Source organism: Ilumatobacteraceae bacterium (assembly GCA_033344875.1).
Lineage (GTDB): Bacteria > Actinomycetota > Acidimicrobiia > Acidimicrobiales > Ilumatobacteraceae > Ilumatobacter.
In genome coordinates this window covers 2787404-2809269 of the sequence record JAWPMO010000001.1, presented here as the reverse complement: position 1 = coordinate 2809269, position 21866 = coordinate 2787404, and the positions used below count along the sequence as shown (strand labels likewise).

At 69.1% G+C, this 21866-nt stretch carries 23 protein-coding genes; 18 read left to right on the top strand and 5 right to left on the bottom strand.

The window, feature by feature from the left end; translation table 11 throughout:
- Window positions 1-90: 90 nt before the first annotated feature.
- Together R8G01_13300 and R8G01_13295 are read right to left on the bottom strand one after the other, a co-directional pair.
- Window positions 91-642, bottom strand: coding sequence for a hypothetical protein (locus tag R8G01_13300; GenBank protein MDW3214973.1), 552 nt, complete (start codon window positions 640-642; stop codon window positions 91-93).
- Window positions 643-699: 57 nt separating this feature from the next.
- The gene (locus R8G01_13295; protein MDW3214972.1) at window positions 700-1740 is read right to left on the bottom strand and encodes a helix-turn-helix transcriptional regulator; all 1041 of its coding nucleotides are present in this window, start codon (window positions 1738-1740) and stop codon (window positions 700-702) included.
- A 141-nt stretch (window positions 1741-1881) separates the two neighbouring features.
- Here R8G01_13295 and R8G01_13290 point away from each other — a divergent pair, with 141 nt between their 5' ends.
- From R8G01_13290 to R8G01_13235, 12 genes are all read left to right on the top strand, one after another.
- Entirely contained in the window at window positions 1882-2481 is a 600-nt protein-coding gene (locus R8G01_13290; protein MDW3214971.1) for a hypothetical protein, read from the top strand.
- Window positions 2482-2549: 68 nt separating this feature from the next.
- Complete coding sequence (locus R8G01_13285; GenBank protein MDW3214970.1) at window positions 2550-2762, top strand: CopG family transcriptional regulator; 213 nt, start codon at window positions 2550-2552, stop codon at window positions 2760-2762.
- 9 nt (window positions 2763-2771) lie between these two features.
- Entirely contained in the window at window positions 2772-3170 is a 399-nt protein-coding gene (locus R8G01_13280) for a type II toxin-antitoxin system VapC family toxin (protein MDW3214969.1), read from the top strand.
- 141 nt (window positions 3171-3311) lie between these two features.
- Window positions 3312-3662, top strand: a complete 351-nt coding sequence (locus tag R8G01_13275; GenBank protein MDW3214968.1) for a hypothetical protein — start codon at window positions 3312-3314, stop codon at window positions 3660-3662.
- A gap of 47 nt (window positions 3663-3709) precedes the next feature.
- A complete protein-coding gene (locus tag R8G01_13270) occupies window positions 3710-3838 on the top strand; it encodes a hypothetical protein (protein ID MDW3214967.1) in 129 nt (42 codons plus the stop codon).
- A 254-nt stretch (window positions 3839-4092) separates the two neighbouring features.
- Entirely contained in the window at window positions 4093-4650 is a 558-nt protein-coding gene (locus R8G01_13265) for a hypothetical protein (protein MDW3214966.1), read from the top strand.
- Window positions 4651-4700: 50 nt separating this feature from the next.
- Window positions 4701-4937, top strand: a complete 237-nt coding sequence (locus tag R8G01_13260; protein ID MDW3214965.1) for a hypothetical protein — start codon at window positions 4701-4703, stop codon at window positions 4935-4937.
- Window positions 4931-5281 (top strand): type II toxin-antitoxin system PemK/MazF family toxin, encoded by a 351-nt coding sequence (locus tag R8G01_13255; GenBank protein ID MDW3214964.1) that lies wholly within the window; start codon window positions 4931-4933, stop codon window positions 5279-5281. Before R8G01_13260 ends, R8G01_13255 begins: the two co-directional genes overlap by 7 nt.
- A gap of 471 nt (window positions 5282-5752) precedes the next feature.
- Complete coding sequence (locus R8G01_13250; protein MDW3214963.1) at window positions 5753-6157, top strand: RidA family protein; 405 nt, start codon at window positions 5753-5755, stop codon at window positions 6155-6157.
- A gap of 67 nt (window positions 6158-6224) precedes the next feature.
- A complete protein-coding gene (locus R8G01_13245; protein ID MDW3214962.1) occupies window positions 6225-9104 on the top strand; it encodes an AAA family ATPase in 2880 nt (959 codons plus the stop codon).
- Between the two features lie 80 nt (window positions 9105-9184).
- Complete coding sequence (locus tag R8G01_13240) at window positions 9185-9985, top strand: hypothetical protein (GenBank protein MDW3214961.1); 801 nt, start codon at window positions 9185-9187, stop codon at window positions 9983-9985.
- A 58-nt stretch (window positions 9986-10043) separates the two neighbouring features.
- Window positions 10044-11030, top strand: coding sequence for a hypothetical protein (locus tag R8G01_13235; GenBank protein ID MDW3214960.1), 987 nt, complete (start codon window positions 10044-10046; stop codon window positions 11028-11030).
- Window positions 11031-11206: 176 nt separating this feature from the next.
- On the opposite strand, the gene R8G01_13230 is transcribed toward R8G01_13235, so the two are convergent.
- Genes R8G01_13230 through R8G01_13220 form a run of 3 tightly spaced genes read right to left on the bottom strand, consistent with a single transcriptional unit; the run spans window position 11207 to window position 14006 of the window.
- The gene (locus R8G01_13230) at window positions 11207-12577 is read right to left on the bottom strand and encodes an NAD(P)(+) transhydrogenase (Re/Si-specific) subunit beta (protein MDW3214959.1); all 1371 of its coding nucleotides are present in this window, start codon (window positions 12575-12577) and stop codon (window positions 11207-11209) included.
- Window positions 12574-12876 (bottom strand): NAD(P) transhydrogenase subunit alpha, encoded by a 303-nt coding sequence (locus R8G01_13225; GenBank protein MDW3214958.1) that lies wholly within the window; start codon window positions 12874-12876, stop codon window positions 12574-12576. Before R8G01_13225 ends, R8G01_13230 begins: the two co-directional genes overlap by 4 nt.
- Complete coding sequence (locus R8G01_13220) at window positions 12873-14006, bottom strand: Re/Si-specific NAD(P)(+) transhydrogenase subunit alpha (protein ID MDW3214957.1); 1134 nt, start codon at window positions 14004-14006, stop codon at window positions 12873-12875. The genes R8G01_13225 and R8G01_13220 overlap by 4 nt, the downstream gene beginning before the upstream one ends.
- A gap of 346 nt (window positions 14007-14352) precedes the next feature.
- On the opposite strand from R8G01_13220, the gene R8G01_13215 reads away from it, so the two are divergent.
- The 6 genes from R8G01_13215 (at window position 14353) to R8G01_13190 (ending at window position 21815) form a co-directional block, all read left to right on the top strand.
- A complete protein-coding gene (locus tag R8G01_13215) occupies window positions 14353-15744 on the top strand; it encodes a GH1 family beta-glucosidase (GenBank protein MDW3214956.1) in 1392 nt (463 codons plus the stop codon).
- A gap of 104 nt (window positions 15745-15848) precedes the next feature.
- Window positions 15849-17195 carry an extracellular solute-binding protein gene (locus R8G01_13210; protein ID MDW3214955.1) on the top strand — a complete coding sequence of 449 codons (1347 nt, stop codon included), beginning with the start codon at window positions 15849-15851 and terminating at the stop codon, window positions 17193-17195.
- Window positions 17196-17215: 20 nt separating this feature from the next.
- Window positions 17216-18148, top strand: a complete 933-nt coding sequence (locus R8G01_13205; protein MDW3214954.1) for a sugar ABC transporter permease — start codon at window positions 17216-17218, stop codon at window positions 18146-18148.
- On the top strand, window positions 18138-18965 hold the full coding sequence (locus tag R8G01_13200; protein MDW3214953.1) for a carbohydrate ABC transporter permease: 828 nt from the start codon (window positions 18138-18140) through the stop codon (window positions 18963-18965). The genes R8G01_13205 and R8G01_13200 overlap by 11 nt, the downstream gene beginning before the upstream one ends.
- Window positions 18962-20623, top strand: coding sequence for a cellulase family glycosylhydrolase (locus R8G01_13195; GenBank protein ID MDW3214952.1), 1662 nt, complete (start codon window positions 18962-18964; stop codon window positions 20621-20623). Before R8G01_13200 ends, R8G01_13195 begins: the two co-directional genes overlap by 4 nt.
- Window positions 20613-21815 (top strand): ROK family transcriptional regulator, encoded by a 1203-nt coding sequence (locus R8G01_13190; protein ID MDW3214951.1) that lies wholly within the window; start codon window positions 20613-20615, stop codon window positions 21813-21815. The genes R8G01_13195 and R8G01_13190 overlap by 11 nt, the downstream gene beginning before the upstream one ends.
- Window positions 21816-21866: the final 51 nt, after the last annotated feature.

The window sequence follows — 21866 nt, the reverse complement described above, 5'->3', positions numbered from 1 at the left end:
TAGGTCAGCGCCCCGCGAACACGCTCCGATTTTCTACCGCTGCCAGACGCCGACCGCCGGGCGACGGCCGGCCAGTGGCGACGCCGGGCGTCAGTTCGTCTGGATGCCGCCGGAGACTTGGAGGAGGGTCCAGGTTCGGTCGCGCTCTTCGTGGTCGGGCAGGATCGTGACCTGGTAGTACGTCTCGCCGAGCAGCTGGTAGATGACCTGGTCGCTCACCACCGACCGGGCGAACTCGTCGGGTTGCGACTCGAACCAGTCGTCGTAGAACGCGACGATGCCGTCGTAGGCGTCGTTCGGGTACAGCAACTGCGCGCTCCCTGCGTCGGTCAACCCGATCTCGCCCTGGATGTCGAGCTCCCAGCCCGCCGGGAACGGCACCGGATAGTCGTCACGAACACTGTCCGGCCGATCCGCACCCAGGTCGGCGGCCGAACCCTGATCGTCCGCACCGCCGTCGCCGTCGTCATCCGCCGCCCCGGTGTTGCCGTCATCCGCGTCGCCGTCATCCGCGTCGCCGTCGCCCTCCGTCGCCGGTGCGTCGACATCCGTGTCGGCCGCCGGCTCGTCGTCGCCGAAACTACAGGCAGCCAGGGGCGCCAGAGCGAGCGCCGCGACCACGGCGGCGTGGCGAAGGCGCATGTGATCGATCGTGGGTGACTCGCTCCGGCGCGTCAATACGCAGATCCGCGTACGCCATCACCACCCGCGGATGCGGGCGATCGCGCTGGCGCGGTCGGTCACGTCGACGGCCCGGTAAACCTGTTCGAGGTGCTTGCGCACCGTGCCCTCCGCGATCCCCAACCGGGCGGCGATCGCGGCGTTCGTGCCGCCGCCGACGAGTTCGATCGCAACCTCCGTCTGCCGCCGTGTGAGCCCGGCGTCGGCCATCCGCCGCGACATGTCGTCGACCTGGGTCTGCACCACCACGACGTGCGGGCCGACCGGGCCGGGCACGTGCCAGCCCGCCACTCCGCCGGCCTCCTCCGACAGGCGCGTCGTCGCCGAGAGCACCGCCGGGTCCGACGCCCGGTACCCGTTCACACCCTCGACGAACGAGGTGCGCAGAGCATCGGGAAGCGGCTGCCCGGCCTCGAGCACCACACCGGCCCGATCGGCGAGCTCGCCCGCATCGTCGGTGACGGCGTGCACCACGCCGTGCTCGTCGGCCAGAGCACCGGTCCAGCCGGGCGAGCGACGGACGAGGTCACGCAGCTGGATCGACCGGTAGCCGTGGGCGAGATGGGGGCGCAGCGTGTTGAACACCGCTCGATCACGTTCGGAGAAGCAGGGCCGCTCGGTGTTGGCGGCGAAACCCACGACGATGCCCGGCGGCGTCGGCACGATCATCGCCATCTGCGACCGGATGCCGAGCGGGCGGAACATCTCCTGGTACAGCTCGGTGCGCTGCAGCTGCTCGAACGGCACGAGATCCGACCACATCATCGCCCGCGTGTCGGCCGTCCGTTCGAAGTACCCGACGAGCGGGTTCTGTCGCATGAGCCGTGAGAACACCGGCGTGAAGTCGGCCATGCGCGGGTTGGCCGGTTCGGCCATCCATTCGATGCGGCCGGCGCTCGGGTTCATCTCGTTGTACGAGATGTCGATGCACGAGATCAGCTCACGGAGCCCCACCATCGCCAGCCGCGCGAACTCGTCGATCGACTCGGCGGCGGTCAGCTCCTCGACCACGCCGAGCACGGCGGCTGCGTCCGCCTCCTCGAGCACCGAAGGGGGCATGCAGCCATTGTCGCGTACGCGGATCTGCGTCCGGCCCGCCGCCCGATCGCGAGTTGTGCCAGGCACAACTCGCGATGCGACACCCCGCGCCTACGGTGGGCCGTACCGACTTCCCCTCCTGCATCACCATCAGGGAGGGTCATGCCCAGACAGCGTCAATCACCACCGTTTGCCGACCGGGTCGACGCCGGCGTCCCGATCAGCGCTGCGCTCGTGAGCGCTGTGTCCGGCGAGCCGATCGAGTTCGCCGAGCGTTTCGTTTCCACGTGGTTCGATGCCGCTCGCGCGGTCACCATGGCGGGCGACGTGCTCGTCTTCGACGACTTCGTGGTCGGCATGCCGTGCGCACTGCTGCTCGAAACCGCCCATCGGGTGCGGCTGATGCGCTGCGCCGAAAGCACCGGCGTGTTCGACGAGGAAGAGGAGCGCTGGTACGACGAACACGCCGACGATGACGACGCGGTGTGGGAGCCACCATCGATCCCCGACCGGGTGATCGCCGCCATGCAACACGGGCCGGAATCCGGCCGAGTGGTGCTCGGCTCGGCCGTCGGGCGCGCGGTCTGGTGCGCCTTCGGCCGGCCCCGCGATCAGTTGATACAGGTCATGCGGCTCGGTATGACGATCGAACGCCTCGTCGTCGAGCTCGCCAGCGCGATCCGCATCGGCGACGCGGCAGTCGTCGATGCACGCCTGCTCGGCGAGCGATTCGAAGGGCTGCGATGGGGGTGGGCGGCGTGACTCGCCCACGGGTCGCCCGTGCGGCGAACTTACAGCAACCTTGGAAGACTGATGTAACCTCAGTCGACATGAAGCGCCTGCAAATCATGATCGAGGAAGACATCGACGCTGCGCTCGATCGTCAGGCTGCCCGTGAGGGCGTGTCGAAAGCAGCGATCATTCGGCGTGTCGTCCGGGCGAGCCTCGCCCCGATCCTGCCACTCACGGCCGACCCACTCAGCCACATGATCGGCACCGACAGGTACGAGCCCGACCACATCGACGACGTCGTCTACCGGTAGTCGGCAGCCATGATCTTCGTCGACACCTCGTTCTGGGTGGCGCTCCGCAACGGTCGCGACCCCCATCACGAAGCCGCCGTCGAGTTGCTCGATCGCCACGCAGACTCGCCCCTCCTGACGACCAACCATGTCCGGGGCGAAACCTGGACCTTCCTCCGGCGTCGCGCCGGGCACGGCGCGGCCGTGAACTTCCTCGACACGATCGAGGCATCGCCTCGTGTCCACATCGACCTCGTCGACGAATCGGCCGAGGCATCGGCGCTCGCCTGGCTCCGAGTCCGAGACGAGCGTGAGTACTCCTTCGTCGACGCGACGAGTTTCGCCACGATGCGCTCCCGTCGGCTCATTGACGCGTTCGCCTTCGACGGCGACTTCTCCGCCGCCGGGTTCACCGAACTCCGGCCCTGACCACCGCCACGGGCCCCGATCACGAGTTGGGCCTGGCACAACTCGTGACGACCCGACCAGGCAGTACCGTGAGGCCAGCTCTGGCAGCGTCACCGGAACGCAGCGCGTTTCGGGGGGTCGTGCGGCGGGTAGTCCGGATCCATGACCAGCTACCGCGTTCATGACGCTGGGGTCGCGAAGGCCCGCTCGATGATCGAGGCCGGACAGTACGACCTCACGACGGAGTGGGAGGACGGCCAGCCGTCGAGCGACGACGAGAACGACAAGATCGAGCGGGATGGCCACGACGGGTACGGCGAGTGGCATCTGGCGCTCGACACCGGCGCGTCGGATCAGACGAAGGATCGTTACGGATTCCCCTACGGCGACTTCCGGCGTGTGTTCCGCAGCGCCCTGATCGCCAGCAAACAACGCGCGTCGCAGTTCGACCACGACGACATCGAGCGGGCCGCCGACGAACTGCTCGACCATCTCGACCAGACCACGGCCTGATCGCCGACCCGTATCGAGACCGCGAGCCGAACAGGAAGATGACCAACATGGATCCGACCACCCCAGGACCAGCCGACGCACCGCAACCGAGCGGGCCGAAGAGGATTCCCCACTACCTCGTACTCGGAGCGGTGGTGGTTGTCGTCGCAGCGATCGTGATCTTCTCGACGCGCTGAAACCACGCGCTGAAACCATGCGCTGAAACCATGCGCTGAACGACACGGGCGCTGGCGGCATGACCCGACAAGACGTACGAGTGAGCACCTCCGCGGCGCGACCTCGGCTGCACCGCGGTGAGTATCGGCGGTGCTGGAGCCGACTCGGCATCTCCCCGTAGCTCGGTCGGCCGCCTCGCCCGCCGAGCCATGCGACACCCTCCGCGTACGGTCACGTCCACCGGCTTCCCCTCCCCGTCGATCTGGGAGGCACCATGCGACATCGCATCACACCGTTCGCCGACCGCATGCCCGTGCGCCGGCCGATCACACCCCATCTGCTCGCTGCCGTCGCCCGTCGACCGGTACACCGCGCCGAGGAGGTGCTCGAGTCGTGGTGCACCGACGTCGAAGCCGTCACCGACCTCGGTCGCGTGCTCGTCTTCCGCGAGTGCGTGATCGGTCGTCCTCGGCCACTCCTCCTCGAGGCGGTGAACCATCTGCGCGCCGCCCGCCGAGCCGATGCGCGCCATGACGCGTGGGCGAGCGACGAGTGGGAGACCGATCACGATCCACCGAGCGTTCCGCAACGAGTTCTCGCCCTGATGGCCGCCGGGCAGGAGGCGCACGACCTCGTCGATGGTGCATCGCGGATGGCGCGGGGCGGACGACCGCTCCCGCCCGACCCGACCGAGTGGACCCCGATGATCGACCTCACCCTCGCCCTGGAGCGGCTCGTCACCGAGCTGGCCGGATCGATCCGGATCGGCTCAGCCGCCGTGGTCGATGCCCGCCTCGCCGGCGAAATGCCAGGTCTCACGTGGGCCGCGTGACGCCGTGGGGCATCTCGACCCGCAGGGTCATACCCGGTTATACTGCCGCTGTGAAGACCGCCATCTCCATCCCCGACCCGCTGTTCGAGGCAGCCGATCTGCTCGCTCGCCGTCGCCGGATCTCGCGGTCGGCGCTCTACGCCGAAGCGATCGAACTGCTGCTCGCTCACCATCACGACAGTTCGCGTGTCACCGCGCAACTCGACGAGGTGTACGCCGACCTCGACACGGATCCCGACCCGTTCGTCGGTCGGGCGAACGAGGCCATGTTCGAGGAACCGTGGTGATCGAACGGGGCGAGATCTGGTGGGCCGACGTCGGGCCGCCGAGCGGTTCCGCAATCGGCCATCGTCGACCGGTCGTCGTCATCTCCGCCGACGCGTTCAACGCCAGCCGGATCGGCACGGTGGTCGTCGCGGTGCTCACATCGAATACCGACCGAGCCGCGGCACCCGGCAACGTGATGATCCCGGCTGAAGTCAGTGGCCTCGAACGTGACTCGGTCATCAACGTCAGCCAAGTGACCACGCTCGGCAAACGCACCCTCACGTCACGGGTGAGCCGGCTCACGTTCGACGTGCTCGATCGCCTCGACGCCGGCCTTCGACTCGCGCTCGACCTCACCGCGTGAGCCCACGGTCCACCTGAACGTCAACTCGTCACCGGAGATGCTCGCTGCGACACAGGAGATGGCAACTCGCGTCAGGGTCGGGTGAAGGTCGGTAAGGAGTCGGTCAACCCGCTCAAGTGGGGTCGAGCACCGAACGATGAACAGATGAGTCACCCAGCGAGATGGCTCTCACCTCCAAGAATTCCGAACGAAGCGCCTCGGTCCCGCCACCGACGGCGCTTCGTCGCGTCCGACCCTGCTCGCTTACGACCTCGACCACCACCGCTCGAGCTGCCGAGCGGTCGAGGTTCCGGATTCGATCGATCGCGTGCTCGAACCTGACCAGAGCGCCCGTTGATGCGGGCGAGGTCGTTCCTCGCATCGATTGCGGCCCAAGATCCGCCGGATCGGCGGACGACGTGGCCGACACCGTTCCGTACCTTCGGAGACGTCGTCGACCGACCGTCGGTCGCCGAGTGAAAGGCACAGCACATGGACAAGCACGTGGTCGCCAACGGCCCGTTCGCCGCACTGATCCCCGACGGGGTTCGGGTCGGCGACACCATCCACCTCTCCGGCGCGGTCAGCGTCGACGCCGAGGGAAACCCCCAGCACCCCGACGACTTCCTCGCCCAGAACCGTGTGGCGTACCAGAACATCGAGAACACGCTGCGTGCACTCGGCGCCACGATGGACGACGTCGTGAAGGAGACCGTGTTCGTCACCGACATCGCGGATCCCACCGGCGACCCCGAGGCACCCTTCCAGTCCTACGGTGCGATGCGCCACGAGATCTACGGGGGCCGAGGCGCGGAGGTCGCCCAATCGCTCGTGGAGGTCTCCAACCTCGTCATGCCGGGGCTGCGGGTCGAGATCGAGGTCATCGCCCACGTCTGAGCGTCGGCAGCACCCGGCCCGGAGGTAGCACGCGGGACGCCTCGGGCGCCCGGCCTACTCTTGCGAGGTGGACGACCGGGCGACATCGGCGCCAGACCGCGCACCAGCACCCGGCCCACCGATCGTGGGCCGGGGGGCACTGCTGGCCCGGTTGACCGAACTCGCCGGCCGCGCACACCAGGGCGCCGGGCGTGCGGTGTGTCTGGTCGGCCCGCCCGGCATCGGCAAGAGCGCGATCAGCAAGGCCGTGGCGGGATCGATCGAGCCGGCGACGGTGCTCACCGGGCGTTGCGTCCCGCCGCCGGCGCGACCGCTCCGCCCGCTGTCCGAGTTCGTCGTCGCCGCCATCGCTGCGGGGGCGACACTCGACGTGGTCGACGACACCGTGTTCGGAGCCGGCGTCCGCCTCCTGCTCGGCGACCGCACCGGCGATCCGCCCGACCAGCCGGCGCCGTTGCTCGGCGAAGGTCTCCGGCTGATCGCCTCCCCGCTGGCCGGCGTCGTCGTGTGGCGCGTCGAAGACCTGCACTGGGCCGACGACGAGAGCCTCGAAGTGCTCGACGATCTCGTGAGCGGCATCGGCCGCACGCCCGGCCTGATGCTGCTGACCTCGCGCCGCCACGCATCCGAGGCCGCCGACCGCATGATCGACGAGTGGGTCCGACGAGACGTCGCCGACGTCGTCGCCGTTCCTCCGCTGCCACCGCACGAGGTCGCCAACCTGGTCCAGACTGAGGTCGGCGACGCGATCAGCGCCGAGCGCGTCGAACGCATCGTCGCCGCCAGTGACGGGAACCCGCTGCTGGCGGTCGCGTTCGCCCGCGACGCCCGCGACCTCGGCCCGGGTCGGCATCCCGCCCGGCTGCCGCCACCCGAGTCGTATCGGGTCGCCGTCGAGCGGCGGTTGCACGGCCTGAGCGACCCGGTCCGGTCACACGTCGGGCTGGCGGCGATCATCGGCCGCTCGATCGACGTCGATGTGCTGTCGAAGTGCGGGATCGACCGGGCGTCCGCGGTCGCGGCTGCGGCGTCGGCCATGCGCGCCCAGCTCGCCGATCGACGCGGGCCGGACGAACCGGTCCGCTTCACCCACGACCTGACGCGAGACGCGATCGTCGACAGTCTCGACGCGGTCGAACGTCGCCGCCTCGCCGCCCGTGCGCTCGACACGATGCTCGACCACGACCTCGACGACGATGCACTCCACGCCTCGGCCCAACTCGCGCAGGCCTCCGGCGACGATCTCCGGGCCGCCGAACTGTTGATCCGAGCCGCCCGCAACGCCCTGGCGATGGGGGCTCCCACCACCGCACTGGCCAGGTTGGATTCGGCCTCGGCACTCGGCGACGCGATCTACGTCCACCGTCCGGCCCTCGGCCAGCTGCGGCTCGAGGCGTTGGCGCTGGCGGGCCGCGCGGTCGACGCGCTCGCGTTGGGCGCGACCCTGCTCAACGATCGAGCGTTCCACGACGACCCCGAGCGCCACTCCCGGCTCGTCCTCGCGCTCGCCAGGGCGGCCGGCAACCTGGGCGACTGGTCCGCAGCCGCCGCCCAGCTCGACGAGGCCTTCGCCGCCGACCTCGACGATGACACGGCACCGGCCGAGGTCCAGTCGTATCGCTCCCTCGTCGCGATCGAACTCGGCGACGTCGACCGCGCGGCGAAGCTGGCAACACGGATGTTGGAGCGAGGCGGCGCAGCGCCCGCCGCGAGGTGCGAAGCGCACGAGGTGCTCGGACGGGTCGCCCGCGAGCGGAGCTACGCCGACGCCGCCGACGAGTTCCGGTCCGCGGTCGCGGCCGCCACCGAAGCCGGGCTCGGGCTGTGGCGTGCGAGGGCGTTGCTCGAACTCGGCCTGTGCGACGCGACGATGTACGGCTCGCCCGACACGTTCGAGGAGGCCTCCCGCAGCGCCCGCCGGATCGGGGCCGTCGGCTTGAGCGCGATGTGCGACTACAACCTCGCCAACCTGCTCGGCCTCACGGTGCGACCCCACGATGCGCTGTCCGTCGCACAGCGGGGCGTCGCCAGCGCTCAGCAGATCGAGGTGCCGATCCTCGAGGCGCTCTGCTGGACGGTCGCCGGTCAGGCCCACGCGGAGCTGAACCAGCTGGGCGAGGCACGCCGCGCCGCCGACCGGGCCCGGGCCGTCGCACCCGACGAACCCGAGGTCGAGGCGATGGCACTCGGCATGTGTCAGGCGTTCGGCCTGGCGTTGCGGGGCGAGCTCGACGAATCGGCGCAGCTGTACGCCGAATCGCTCGGGATCCTGCGAGCGTTGCCGGTCGTCACCGCCACCGCCCCGTGGTACTTCGGTCCGGTGGTCCTCGCGGCGGCTCTCCACCCGTCGTTGGACGCCGTGCGCGCCCAGATGCGCGAGCCGTCGTTCCAGGCGGTGCCATCCATCCAACTGGTGTCCAACCTCACCGATGCCATCGCGGCCGGACATCAGGGCGATCACGCCGACGTCGCCGTCCACCTCGAAGCGCTCCGCGAGTGTCGGCGCCGCCACCCGTGGTTCGCATCGACCGGCGAGGCGATGTCGGCGCTGCTCGAGGGCGTCGCCGGCGTTGCCGCGCTCCGCGACGGATGGGGCGACCCCGTGGGAACGTTGACGCAGTCGCGGGCCGCGCTCGAACGTGCCGGCGTCGACCACACCGCCCGCTGGTTCGGGTCGGTCCTCCGGGACGCCGGTATGGCTCCACGACGAGGTGGTCGTGTCCACGATGCCGTCCCGGCCTCGCTGACGGAGTTCGGGGTGACGGCCCGCGAGTACGAGGTGCTGCAGCTGCTCGCCGACCGACGCACCAACCGCGAGATCGCGACGGAACTGGTGGTGGCGCCGAGCACCGTCAAGACCCACGTCGAACGCCTCCTCGCCAAGACCGGCCGACGCAACCGGATCGAACTCGGTGAGCTCGCGACGACCTTGACCGACCCGGCCTGAACACCAGCGCCTCGTCCTCACCCAGTCGCGCACGGCGAAAGTCGGAGCAGCGGTCTTGACGGGCGCGGTACCGTTCGAACATGAGCGTCCACCGACGCACGTCGATCGTCACGGCAGCGGTGATCCTGCTCGCGGGCGCGTGCGGCGGCTCGGGTGACGACGACGGTGGCGGACCCGGCTTCGACCTCGGCGGAGATGGCGGAGGCGGCGCCGGCGGCGACATCGAGGTCGGCGACGCCGACGACGTGCTGCCGCCCGACTTCTACCTGCCCGACGGCATCGTGCCCGGCATGGCCACGAGCAGCGACGACGCCATCTCGTTCTCGGGCATCATGAACAGCGGCACCATCGACGAGATCGAAGCCGACATGGTCGCCGGCCTCCTCGACGCCGGCTACGAGCTGCTCTCCAACGAGGAGATCCCGGTGTTCGCCAAGAACGGCGTCGGCCGCGTCCGCGTCCGGGTCAGGGAGTTCCTCGACGAGATCACCGTCAGCGTCGACATCGACCGCTGGAGCGACGAACAGCTCGACGAGATGCGCGCGCTCCTCGCCGATCCGGTCACGGTGCCGGGGCAGGCGGTCACCGACGTCGACGGCGTCACCTACACGGCCTCGGGGGAGTGCCGGCTCCAGGGCAACAGCCGGCTGTTCACCTCCGACGACGGGTCGCTCACCGTACAGATCGACGCCAACCAGAACCCGCCCAGCGCCTACGCCGACGTCACCACACCCGACGGTGTGATCTACATGACCGAGAACGAGGCCGACCTCGACCACTCCGGTTCTGACGACGAACTCGTCGTGAGCGGCGACATGATCATCTACCAGGACGAGGCGGCGGGCCCCGTCGCGTTCACCGCCACCGCCACCTGCGGGTAGCGAGGTTTCGTCGGACGCATCTTGACTTCAACTGAACTTGAAGTCGTACAACAGGAGCATGACCGTTTCCACCTCGCTCATGACGTACGACGACGCACTCCGGCAGTTCCTGGCGACCCGGGGCACCTACGGCGGAGGCCTGTCGAACCACGGCCCGATGGCGACCGAGGCGCTCGACCACATGGGCGCCTCCGAGTGGGTCGACCCGTTCGTCACCGCCTACGCGCCCCGGCTCGAACCCCGAACCCCGCCCCCCGAGCGTGGCGGCGACTGGCGACGCCTGCTCGACGAGTTCCTCCCCGACCTCGTCGGGGAGTTCCTCCCCGACCTCGTCGGGTCGGCGGCCGCCGGCGCCGGCCACTGCCTGCTCCGAACGGCGCACGCGGTGCGCGGCATCGAGCGGGCAGAGGCCGACGGTCACGTTCCCGCCGTTCGCATCGACGAGCTCCGGACCGCCCTGGTCAGGTGGCGTGCCGACACCGGCCTGCCCACGCCCGGGGCGCTCACCGGCGACCGATCGATCGATGACTGGTCGGCCGCCCTGGCGCCACTCGCCACGTTCGAACCGGTGCCCGGCCTGCTGACCACGTCCCTGTCGATGGCAACCGAGCAGCCGGGGTTCGTCGACGTCGTGGCGTCGCTCCGGCGCAGCGAGCGGCCACACGACACCCTCGACCGGCTCGCCGAGCGAGCTCTCGACGGCTACCTCGCGAACGAAGACGGGCTCGCTCGGTTCACGCTGCTCCACGGCGTCACCGTCCCGACGATGGCGCGTGTGCTCCTCGACCATCTCGACGAGGCGGGGCAGCGGCAGCTCGAGGCGGCGGTGGCGGGATTCGTCGCTGCCGCAGCGGTCGCGTTCGACCGGAGGCCCGGCGCACCCACGCCGCTGCCGGCGGCTGGGCCCGACCTCGCCCACCGCGCCGGCGCGTCGCTCGACGATCACACGATCAAGTTCACCGACGCCTGCCTCGGCCTCGCCGAGCGGACCGGCAGCGACCGGCCGCTCCGCGCCGCCGAACTCCAGATCCGCCTCACGACCTGATCTCGGCCACGCGGCCGGTCAGCGCGACGCCGGCATGCGGAGTTCGCCGATCGAGCGAGAGTTCTCGCCGCTCGCGAGGCCGTCGTACAGCAGCATCGGAGCGTTCGTGTCGCGCGGCTGCTCCCACGTCGGCGAGGCCCGAGGGTCCCGTCACGGCGGGTCCGACCGGAGCGCGGTCAGAGCTGCTTGAGGGCGGCGAGGGTGTCTTCGAGGGCGCCCTTGGCGTCGGCGAAGAACATCAGCGTCTTGTCGTCGTAGAACAACGGATTGTCGATGCCGGCGAAGCCGGGGGAGAGGCTCCGCTTCACGACGATCACCCGGGCCGCGCGGTCGACGTTGAGGATCGGCATCCCGTAGATCGACGACGACGGGTCGTCGCGAGCCGCCGGGTTGACCACGTCGTTGGCGCCGAGGATCAGCACGACGTCGGTCTGCGGGAACATCGGATCGGCATGGTCGAGGTCGAGGAGCAGTTCGTACGGCGTGTCCGCCTCGGCCAGCAGCACGTTCATGTGGCCCGGCATGCGACCGGCGACCGGATGGATCGCGTAGTGCAACGTCACCCCACGCTCCTCGAGGGCGTCGGCCAACTCTCGCACCGCGTGCTGCGCCTGGGCGACGGCCAGGCCGTACCCGGGCACGATCATGACCGAGTCGGCGTAGCCGAGTGCGATCGCGACGTCGTCGGCGGTCGCCCGGTTGACCGGCCGGTCGCTCATCGTCGCCGCGCCGCCCTCGCCACCGCCCCCTGAGCCGAAGCCGGCGAACAGCACGTTGGCCAGCGAACGGTTCATCGCCTCGGTCATCTGCACCGTGAGGATCAACCCGGCGGCGCCGACCAGCGCACCACCGATGATCAACTCGTTGCTCTCGATCGCGAAACCGGCCGCCGCGGCGGCGAGCCCGGAGAACGAGTTCAACAGCGAGATCACGACCGGCATGTCGGCACCACCGATCGGGACCACCGCCAGGGCCCCGATCGCGAGCGCGGCACCCGACGCCGCCCAGTAGCCGGCGGCCGCGCCCGACACGCCACCCCAGATCGCCACACCGAGCAGCCCGGCGACCAACAGACCGTTGACGACCTGCTGGCCGGGGAACAGCAGCGGCCGGCCCGGCAGCACGCCCTGCAGCTTGCCGAGCGCGATGAAGCTGCCGGTGAACGTGATCGCACCGATCACCAGCGACACCAGGATCGAGACGCTGGTCTCGGCCGCAATCGAACCGAGGTCGGCTTCGATCACCGCGACCGCGGCCACCAGCGCCGACGCGATGCCGCCGAACCCGTTGAACGCGGCCACCATCTGCGGCATCGCGGTCATCTGGACCCTGACCGCGAACCAGGCACCGATGATCGCCCCGACGACCAGGCCGGCGACGACCGTGGTCCAGTTCACGATGTCTTCCGCGACCAGGGTGATCACGGTCGCGGCCAGCATGCCGGCCGCTGCGATCCGGTTGCCGACGCGAGCGGTGCGCGGCGTGCCGAGCTGCTTCAACCCGACGATGAACGCGACCGCGGATGCGAGATACAGGGCGTCGGTCATTCGCTCGGCCGCTTCCGGTCGGACCGGCTCTTGAACATCTCGAGCATGCGGTCGGTGACCAGGAACCCCCCGACGACATTGATCGTCGCCGTCACCACCGCGACGAACCCGAGCACCTGAGCGGTGGTGCCGTCACTCAGACCGGCTGCGGTGATCGCACCGATGATCGTGATGCCCGAGATCGCATTGGCGCCCGACATCAGCGGGGTGTGCAGCGTCGGCGGCACCTTGGAGATCACTTCGAGCCCGACGAACGCGGCGAGGACGAACACCGTGACGCCGACCATGAACGGGCTCATTGCCGGGGCTCCAGACCGAGGATCCGACGGGTCACCGGGTGGGTGACCGCGCCGTCGTGGGTGATGCACGCCTCGCTCACGATCTGATCGTCGAAGTCGTGTGTCACGTGTCCATCCTCATCGCTGATCCGGGCGAGGAACGCCCCGAGATTCTTGGCGTACATTTCGCTGGCATCGATCGCGACCCGACTCGCCAGGTCGGTCGGGCCCATCACGACGACGCCGCCGTGACGGACGTTCTCGCCCGGGCGGGTGAGCTCGCAGTTGCCGCCGGTCGGCGCTGCGACGTCGATGATGACCGAACCCGGCCGCATCCGCTCGACCATCTCGCGTGAGACGAGCAGGGGAGCCGATCCACCGGGAACCTGTGCGGTCGTGACGACGACGTCGGCATCGGCGACGTACGGGGACAGTGCGTCCTGCTGGCGTCGCTGGGTCTCGTCGGTGAGCTCCTTGGCATACCCCGACGACGACGCCGCCGACTCGTCGACCGGCGCCGCGATGAACTTGGCGCCGAGGCTCTCGATCTGCTCGCGCACCTGGGGGCGGACGTCGTACGCCGACACGACCGCGCCGAGCCGTTTCGCCGTGGCGATCGCCTGGAGGCCGGCGACGCCCGCCCCGAGCACCAGCAACCTGACCGGTGGGATGGTGCCGGCGGCGGTGATCATCATCGGGAAGATACGAGGCGTCTCCGTCGCCGCGAGGAGCACGGCGTGATAGCCGGCTGCCGAGGCCTGCGACGACAGGGCATCCATGCCCTGCGCCAACGTGGTGCGCGGGATCGCCTCGACCGCGAACGCGGTGATGTGACGTTCGGTGAGGGTGCGGACCAGGTCGTTCGATGCGAACGGGTCGAGGAATCCGACCAGGGTGGTGCCGTCGGGATACCGGGTCGCCTGGGCCGGTGTCGGCGGGCCGACGACGAGGACCACATCGGCGTCGACGAACACGTCCGACGCGACCTCGGCCCCCTCGTCGGCGTAGGCGGCGTCGGAGAAACCCGCACGCTCCCCGAGGCCGGCCTCGACGACGACCACGTGACCGTCGGCGATCAAACGACGTGCCGCCTGCGGGGTGACCGCAACCCGCCGTTCGCCGTCGGATTCTGTGGGAACAGCGATACGCACGCCGACACCTTGACCGCCAGACGTGTCGGACGCAAGTGTCTCGCGCCGCCGGCCGACCCGAACGCGTCGTCTCAGGCGGCCGGGAGGTCGGCCCGCATCACGTCCGGCGACCGCAGCGCGCTCAGGCCTGCGCGCCCGCTCGAGCCTGACGAAATCCGTCCCTTCGGACCCGGTGTCGGCCGATCGGCGATCGTCGAGTGAGCGCGACGGGCGTCGACACCGATACCCGCATCGATACCCACACTGACACTCGCACCGGCCCCGACTCAGGCCCGGGAGTGCAGCCGCCCGGCCGAACATGTCCTTGACAGGGGGATAAGTTGGTACTTAATCTAAGTCATAACTTATGGGGAGCGAATCGACCACCACCACCCGAACCGATTCCGACGCGACGTCGCCGGGTGCCTTTCCGACCGGATTCCTCTGGGGCGCTGCGACCGCTGCCTATCAGATCGAGGGGGCCGCTGCCGAGGGTGGCCGCGGCCCATCGATCTGGGACGACTTCAGCCACACGCCGGGCCTGACTCGCAACGGCGACACCGGTGACGTCGCCTGCGACCACTACCACCGGTGGCGCACCGATCTCGACCTCGCCGCGGACATCGGAATCACCGCCTACCGGTTCTCGGTCTCCTGGGCCCGACTGCAACCCGCCGGCGACGGCCCGCTCAACCCGGAAGGCGTTCGCTTCTATCGCGACCTGCTCGAAGGTCTCCACGAACGGAACATTCGGCCGGTCGCGACGCTGTACCACTGGGATCTGCCGTCGCCCCTCGAAGCTGCAGGTGGGTGGCCCGCACGTGACACCGCCGAACGGTTTGCCGAGTACGCACGGCTCACGGTCGATGCGCTCGGCGACCTGGCAACCGACTGGGTGACCTTGAACGAACCGTGGTGCTCCTCGTTCCTCGGCTACCACTCCGGTGCGCACGCACCCGGACGACGCGACCTCGGTGACGCGGTTCGAGCAGCGCACCACCTCAACCTCGCCCACGGTCTGGCTGTCCGGGCAATCCGGGAGGGCCGGCACGGCGGTGTCGCGCTCGGCATCTCCAATCTGATCACCGACGTCGTCCCGGCCGGCGATCACCCCGACGACGTCGCAGCCGCTCGCCGTGTCGACGCGAACGCGAACCAGACCTTCCTCACCCCGGTGTACGGCGGTGAATACTCCAGTGACGTTCACGACCTCTACGACCGGCACGGCCTGAGTACGGCGATCCAGCCCGGCGACCTCGGCATCATCTCCGCACCGTGCGACTTCGCCGGCGTCAACCACTACCACCGACACGTCGTCGCCGCCGATGCCGGCGATCCGCACCTCGGCGCCGTGATCACCGACGCCGAGCCGGCGCCCACCGCCCTCGGCTGGTCGTTCCTACCGGAGTCGCTGCGCTGCGTGCTGCGCCGGGTTGCCACGCACACCGACCTGCCGCTCCACGTCACGGAGAACGGTGCGGCCTACGACGATCAGGTCGACGCCGATGGTCGAGTCGACGATCGCGACCGTGTCGAGTACCTCGATGCGTACACCGGAGCCGTCGCCCAGGCCATCGCCGACGGCATCGACGTGCGCGGCTACTTCGCCTGGTCGCTGCTCGACAACTTCGAGTGGGCCGAGGGCTACGACCGACGATTCGGGCTGGTGTACGTCGACTACGCCACCCAGCAGCGAATCCCCAAGTCGAGCGCGCACTGGTACCGAGCTCACATCGCCGGCCACTCGGCCTCGCCCTGACACCGGCCGAACCGTCGACCAATACCGACACCGACAGCACCCACGAACACCAGCACGACACACCGCCACCAACCATCAACGGAAACAATCCTCGAGGGGGGACCATGAACATTCGACTCAAGCACACCGGTGCGGCGTTGCTCGCTGCAGCGCTCGTTCTCACCGCCTGCGGTGGTGACGACGACGATGCCGGCCCGGCCGAGCCGGCCGCGTCCGACGAAGCCACCGCCACCGACACCACCGACGACACCACCCCCGAGTCGACCGGTGACGACACGGCCGAGCCGTCCGACGACCAACCCGACCTCGCCGGCACCACCCTGACCTTCTGGATCATGGGTGACAACTCCGGGGCCTTCGAAGAGCTGGTCGCGCCGTTCACCGACGAGACCGGCATCGAGGTCGACGTCGAGGCGATCCCGTGGGAGAACGTCAACGACCGCCTCACCACCGCGGTCGCGAGCGGCGACGGCCCCGACGTGACCCAGATCGGCCTGTCGTTGCTCCCGACGTTCCTCGCCGGCGAAGCCCTGATGGACGTCAGCGGCATGGTGGCCGACTACCCGAACCTCGCCGACTCGAACTTCCCGAGCGGCGTCAGCCAGGCCGCGCTCAATCCCGAAGGGACCGTGGCCAGCTTCCCGTGGGTCAGCGACACCCGGGTGCTGTTCTATCGCTCCGACGTCCTGTCCGAGGCCGGCTACGACGCCCCGCCCGCCACATGGGACGAGATCCACGAGGTCGCGGCCGCGCTCGCCGAGCGTGGTGGCGACGAGTACGGCTACTACATCCCGCAATGGGATGCGCCGCTGCCGATCTCGTACGTCTGGCAAGCTGGCGGTGACGTGATCGACGACACCGGAGCCATCGATCTGCAGACGCCGGAGTTCGAAGCGGCCGTCGATCACTATCTGGCCTTCCACGACCAGGGCGTGGTCCCGGTGAACTCCGACTTCGACCAGGCACTCGGCTTCATCACCGGCGCCGCACCGATGCTGGTCTCCGGCCCGTACCTCGAAGGCGCCATCCGCGATCAGGCGCCAGAGCTCGACGGCGCATGGGGCGTCACCACCGTGCCCGCCGGCGTCGACAACACGTCGCTGTTCGCCGGCTCGAACGTCGGCGTCTGGGCCAACTCCGAGCATCCCGAGGCCGCCCTCGAGCTGATCAACTTCCTCGCCGATCCGCAGACCCAGCTCGCCTGGTACGAAGCGGTCAACGAACTGCCGGCCGTCACGGGAGCGCTCGACGAGCTGAAGGCCGGCGACAGCGAGACGGTCTCCGTCTACGCCGACCAACTGGCGAACTCGCGCCTGCTGCCGCTCCACCCGCAGTGGGACGCCGTCGGCAGCGAGATCCTCAACACGCTCAACTCGATCGCGCTCACCGGCGCCGACCGAGACACGGCGCTCGCCGACCTGTACGCGGCCGTCGAGTCGATGACGGGCTGACATCGATGCAGATCGGGAGCATGCGAGACGACCGAGGAACGCTCCCGGCCACGAAGCTGCGGCACCGGTCGGCGATCCGTCGCCGAGCGGTGCCGTACGTCTTCGTCGGGCCGGCACTCCTCCTGCTCCTCGCGTTCGGCGTGCTCCCGATCGTCGTCGCCGGGTTCGTCAGCCTGACCGACCTCGACATCGCCGGGCTCGCCAACCGCGACAACGTGTCGTTCGTCGGGCTCGAGAACTACCGCACCCTGCTGTCGGACGGTGACTTCTGGCGGTCGATCCGCGTCACGCTCGCGTTCATCGTGATCGGTGTGCCCGCGATCATCGCCATCTCGCTGGCGATCGCCTTCGGTCTCGCCCAAGGCACCAACCGGTGGTTCCGGGCGCTGCGCACCTTCTACTTCCTGCCGGCGATCACCGCGATCGTCGCGATCTCGCTGGTGTGGGGCCTGCTGTACAACACCCAGTTCGGGCTGCTCAACTACCTCCTCGACTCGGTCGGGCTCCCCAAGGTCAACTGGCTCAGCGACCCGACCGTCGCCAAGTTCTCCGTCGGCATCGTCGCCGTCTGGCGGGCGACCGGACTCAACAGCATCATCTTCCTCGCCGCGATCCAGAACATCCCGCAGGAGTACTACGACGCGGCCGCGCTCGACGGTGCCGGTGAGTGGCAGAAGTTCCGGTACGTGACCTTCCCGCTCCTGCGATTCGCGCTCATGTTCGTCACCGTCACCACGCTGATCGCGTGGCTCCAGTTCTTCGACGAACCGTTCGTGCTCACCGACGGCGGCCCCGTCGGCGCGACCACGTCGGTCTCACTGTTCATCTATCGGGAGGGCTTCAGTCGCAACCAGTTCGGCTACGCCAGCGCCGGCACGGTCGCCCTGTTCTGCCTCATCCTCGTCGTGACCGCCACCCAGCTTCGGCTCTTCAGGAGGAACGATGCCTCGTAGCGGCACGAAGTCACGTCGACGCTTCGTCATCGGCGTGATCATGACGATCGGTGCGCTGCTCACCGCGTTCCCGTTCGTGTGGATGATCACGACGTCGTTCAAGCCGCTCCGCGAGGCGCGGACGTACCCGCCGACCGTGCTCCCCGACGAGGCCACCTGGGAGAGCTACGTCACGCTCTTCCGCGACCTCGAGTTCGGCCGCTACCTCACCAACACGATCATCGTCGTCGTCGTGGGATTCGTCGGGCTCGCCTTCATGGCGATGGCCGGCTACGGATTCGCCCGCTACCGCTTCGTGGGGAAGAACGTGATGTTCCTCGTGGTGCTCGCGACCCTCATGATCCCGGTCCAGGTCACGTTGATCCCGTCCTACCTCATCCTCAACAAGATCGGGCTCACCGGGACCGTGGTCGGCATCGCCGTCCCGACCCTGGTCAGCGCGTTCGGGATCTTCCTGTTCCGTCAGTTCATGGAGACCCTTCCCGACGAGGTCTTCGAGGCGGCCCGCCTCGACGGTGCCGGTGAATTCCGCATCTTCTACTCGATCGTCCTGCCGCTGTCGAAGCCGATCCTCGCGGTCCAGACGATCCTCACGTTCATCGCCGGATGGAACAGCTTCCTCTGGCCGCTCGTCATCGCAGGAAAACAGGAGAACTACACCTTGTCGGTCGGACTCGCACTCCTCAACCAGCAGCAATCCGTGAACCCGCCCCTGCAGATGGCGGGTGCCTCGCTGATGGTGATCCCCACGATCCTGATCTTCGTCGCGCTGCAGCGCTTCGTGGTCGCCGGCTTCACGATGTCGGGGCTGAAGTGAGCGCCGCCGACCGGTTCGCCGGCTTCGTCACCGTGCGCGACGGTCGAGTCGTCGACGCGTCCGGCACCCCGTTGCTGCTGCGCGGCATGGGCCTGGGCAACTGGCTGCTCGCCGAGGGCTACATGTGGCGACTCTCGCCCGGGCGCGAATCTGCCCGCGAGATCGAAGCGCTCGTCGTCGAACTGGTCGGGTCCGAGCGCGCCGAACGGTTCTGGACCGACTTCCGTGACCGGTTCATCTCCGCCGACGACATCGACCGCATCGCGGCCGAAGGCATGGACCACGTCCGCCTCCCCATCAACTGGCGGGTCGTCATGGACCCCGACGGAGCGATCCTCGACGACGGCATGGCGCTGATCGACCGGCTGATCGGGTGGTGCCGCGACGCGGGGCTGTGGGTGCTCCTCGACCTGCACGGAGCACCGGGTGGCCAGACCGGCACGAACATCGACGACTCGAACGGGCAACCCGAACTGTTCATGGACGAACGCAACGTCGAACTCACCGAACGGCTCTGGGTCGAGCTCGCGACCCGCTACCGCGACGAGACGGCCGTGCTCGGGTACGACCTCCTCAACGAGCCACTTCCCAACGAGTGGCAACACCGGTACGCCGCCGAACTCGCCGCGCTCTACCGCCGTCTGAGCGCGGCGATCCGTCGGGTCGACACGCAGCACCTGATCATGTACGAGGGTTCCCACTGGGCGACGAACTGGTCGATCTTCGACGAGGTGTGGGATCCGAACTCCGTCCTCCAGTTCCACAAGTACTGGTCGCCACCCGACCGCCCGACCATCCAACAGTTCATCGACGTGGGCGAGCGGCTCGGCCTGCCGATCTACATGGGCGAAGGCGGCGAGAACAACACGAGTTGGCTGGCGACCGCGTTCCAGCTCTACGAAGATCACGGCATCGGATGGAACTTCTGGCCGTGGAAGAAGATCGACACGCTCACGTCCCCCTGCTCGATCGACGCACCGTCGGGCTGGGCGGAGATCGTCGCCTACGCGAACGGGGCTGGACCGCAACCGCCTTCGGAGGATGCGTGGGCCACCCTGTGCGATCTGGTCGCCGCGTCGCACATCGACCGCTGCACGTATCGCCCCGAGATCGTCCGGGCCCTGTTTCGCCGAGTACCGATCTCGCTGCCCGCCACCGCATTCGGTTTCGCCGGCCCCGGTCGATCGCACGACACGTCCGACGCCACGCCGCTGTCAGGGTTCCGTTCCGACGACGCGGTCACGATCACGCTCGGCGACCTCGACGAACTGCCGGCGTTCGAGCACACCGACGGGACACCCGACCCCGATCTGACCGTGGTGCTCGCCGAGGGCGACTGGGTCGCCTACGACATCGAGTCCGTCGACACCGCCGCGCTCGACATCGACGTGTGGCCGGCCGACGGATCCACCATCGACGGAACGGCGCCGCTGGTCGTGGTCGACGGGGTCGGCCTCGACGTCACGGCATCCGACGGGTGTTGGGTGGCGCGAAGCCCGGGGCCGGTCCGGTCTGGCCGCCACGTCGTGCGTGTCGAAGGTCCGGCCGGCGGCGTCGCCTTCCGGCGGCTCGACGTCCGAGACCGGGCCGACAGCACGACGTCTGAGAGACTCGGGCATGGAGCGCTCGACGAAGCGGTCGGTTCCGATGTCGCGTAGCGCGACGGTGCGAGACCTTCGGCGACGCAACCGCGCTCACGTCCTGCGCGCGCTGCTGCGCTCCGGCGAGAGCACCCGAGCGGCGCTCGCACGCGAATGCTCGCTCTCTGCCGGGACGGCGACCAACGTCGTGACCGACCTGATCGAGGAGGGCCTCGTCGAGGAGATCGGTCAGATCCCGTCGGACGGTGGCAGGCCGATCTCGCGACTCTCCCCGCGTGGCGACAGTGCGTACTTCATCGGTGCCGACGTCGGCGAGCACGGCATCACCGCCGAACTGTTCGACCTTCAACTCCACCGCACCGACCGCGTGTTCGTCCGCGTGCAGCGTCGATCCCTCGGCCCGAACGCAATCCGCGACGCCCTCGCCGAGGCGGTCTCGTCACTCCGCGACCGGAACGCGGTGGTCGATCGTCGCGTGGTCGGCGTCGGTCTCGGACTCCCCGGTGTGGTCGAGCAGACGCCGGACGGACGTACCACCGTCGACACGCAGAGCCTCGGGTGGCAGCCGATCGACCTGCGCGAACTGTTCCCGGACACATCGCTGCCGGTGTTCGCGGAGAACGGGGCCAAGACGATGGCGATGGCGGAGGCGTGGCTCGGTGCGGCGAAGTCGGCACGGCACTGCATCGCTGCGCTGGTCGGTCGTGGCATCGGAGCGGGATTCCTCCACGACGGGTCGTTGCTCCGCGGGCTCACCGGCAGCGCGGGCGAGTGGGGACACACGAAGGTGGCCGTCCGCGGCCGGGCCTGCCGATGTGGCGGCGCCGGTTGTCTCGAGGCCTACGTCGGCGGCACCTCGATCATCGAGCGGTGGGCGGAGGCCGGAGCGCCGACGACGGTCGATGAGGAAGGCGAGCTGGCCCGCTTGCTCGATCTCGCCGATCGGGGCGACGACACCGCCGCTCGCGTCGTCGATGAAACCATCGAGATCCTCGGGATCGGTCTCGCGAACCTGGTCAACCTGTTCAACCCGGAGGTCATCGTGCTCGGCGGTTGGGTCGGTCTCGCGCTCGCCGGAGCTCGCCTCGACGATCTCGCCCAACAGGTCGATGCGAACTGCCTCGTCCGGCCGGCGTCGGTCGTCCGACTCGAGATCAGCCAACTCGGTGGCGACGCGGTCGCCCTCGGTGCGGCGTTGCTGCCGCTCCAAGAACTCGTCGAGGACCGGCTGGCCCCATCACCGGCGTGAGTCGCACCATCGCCCCATCCGTGCCCGTCGGGCGACCCGAGTCGGAGGTGA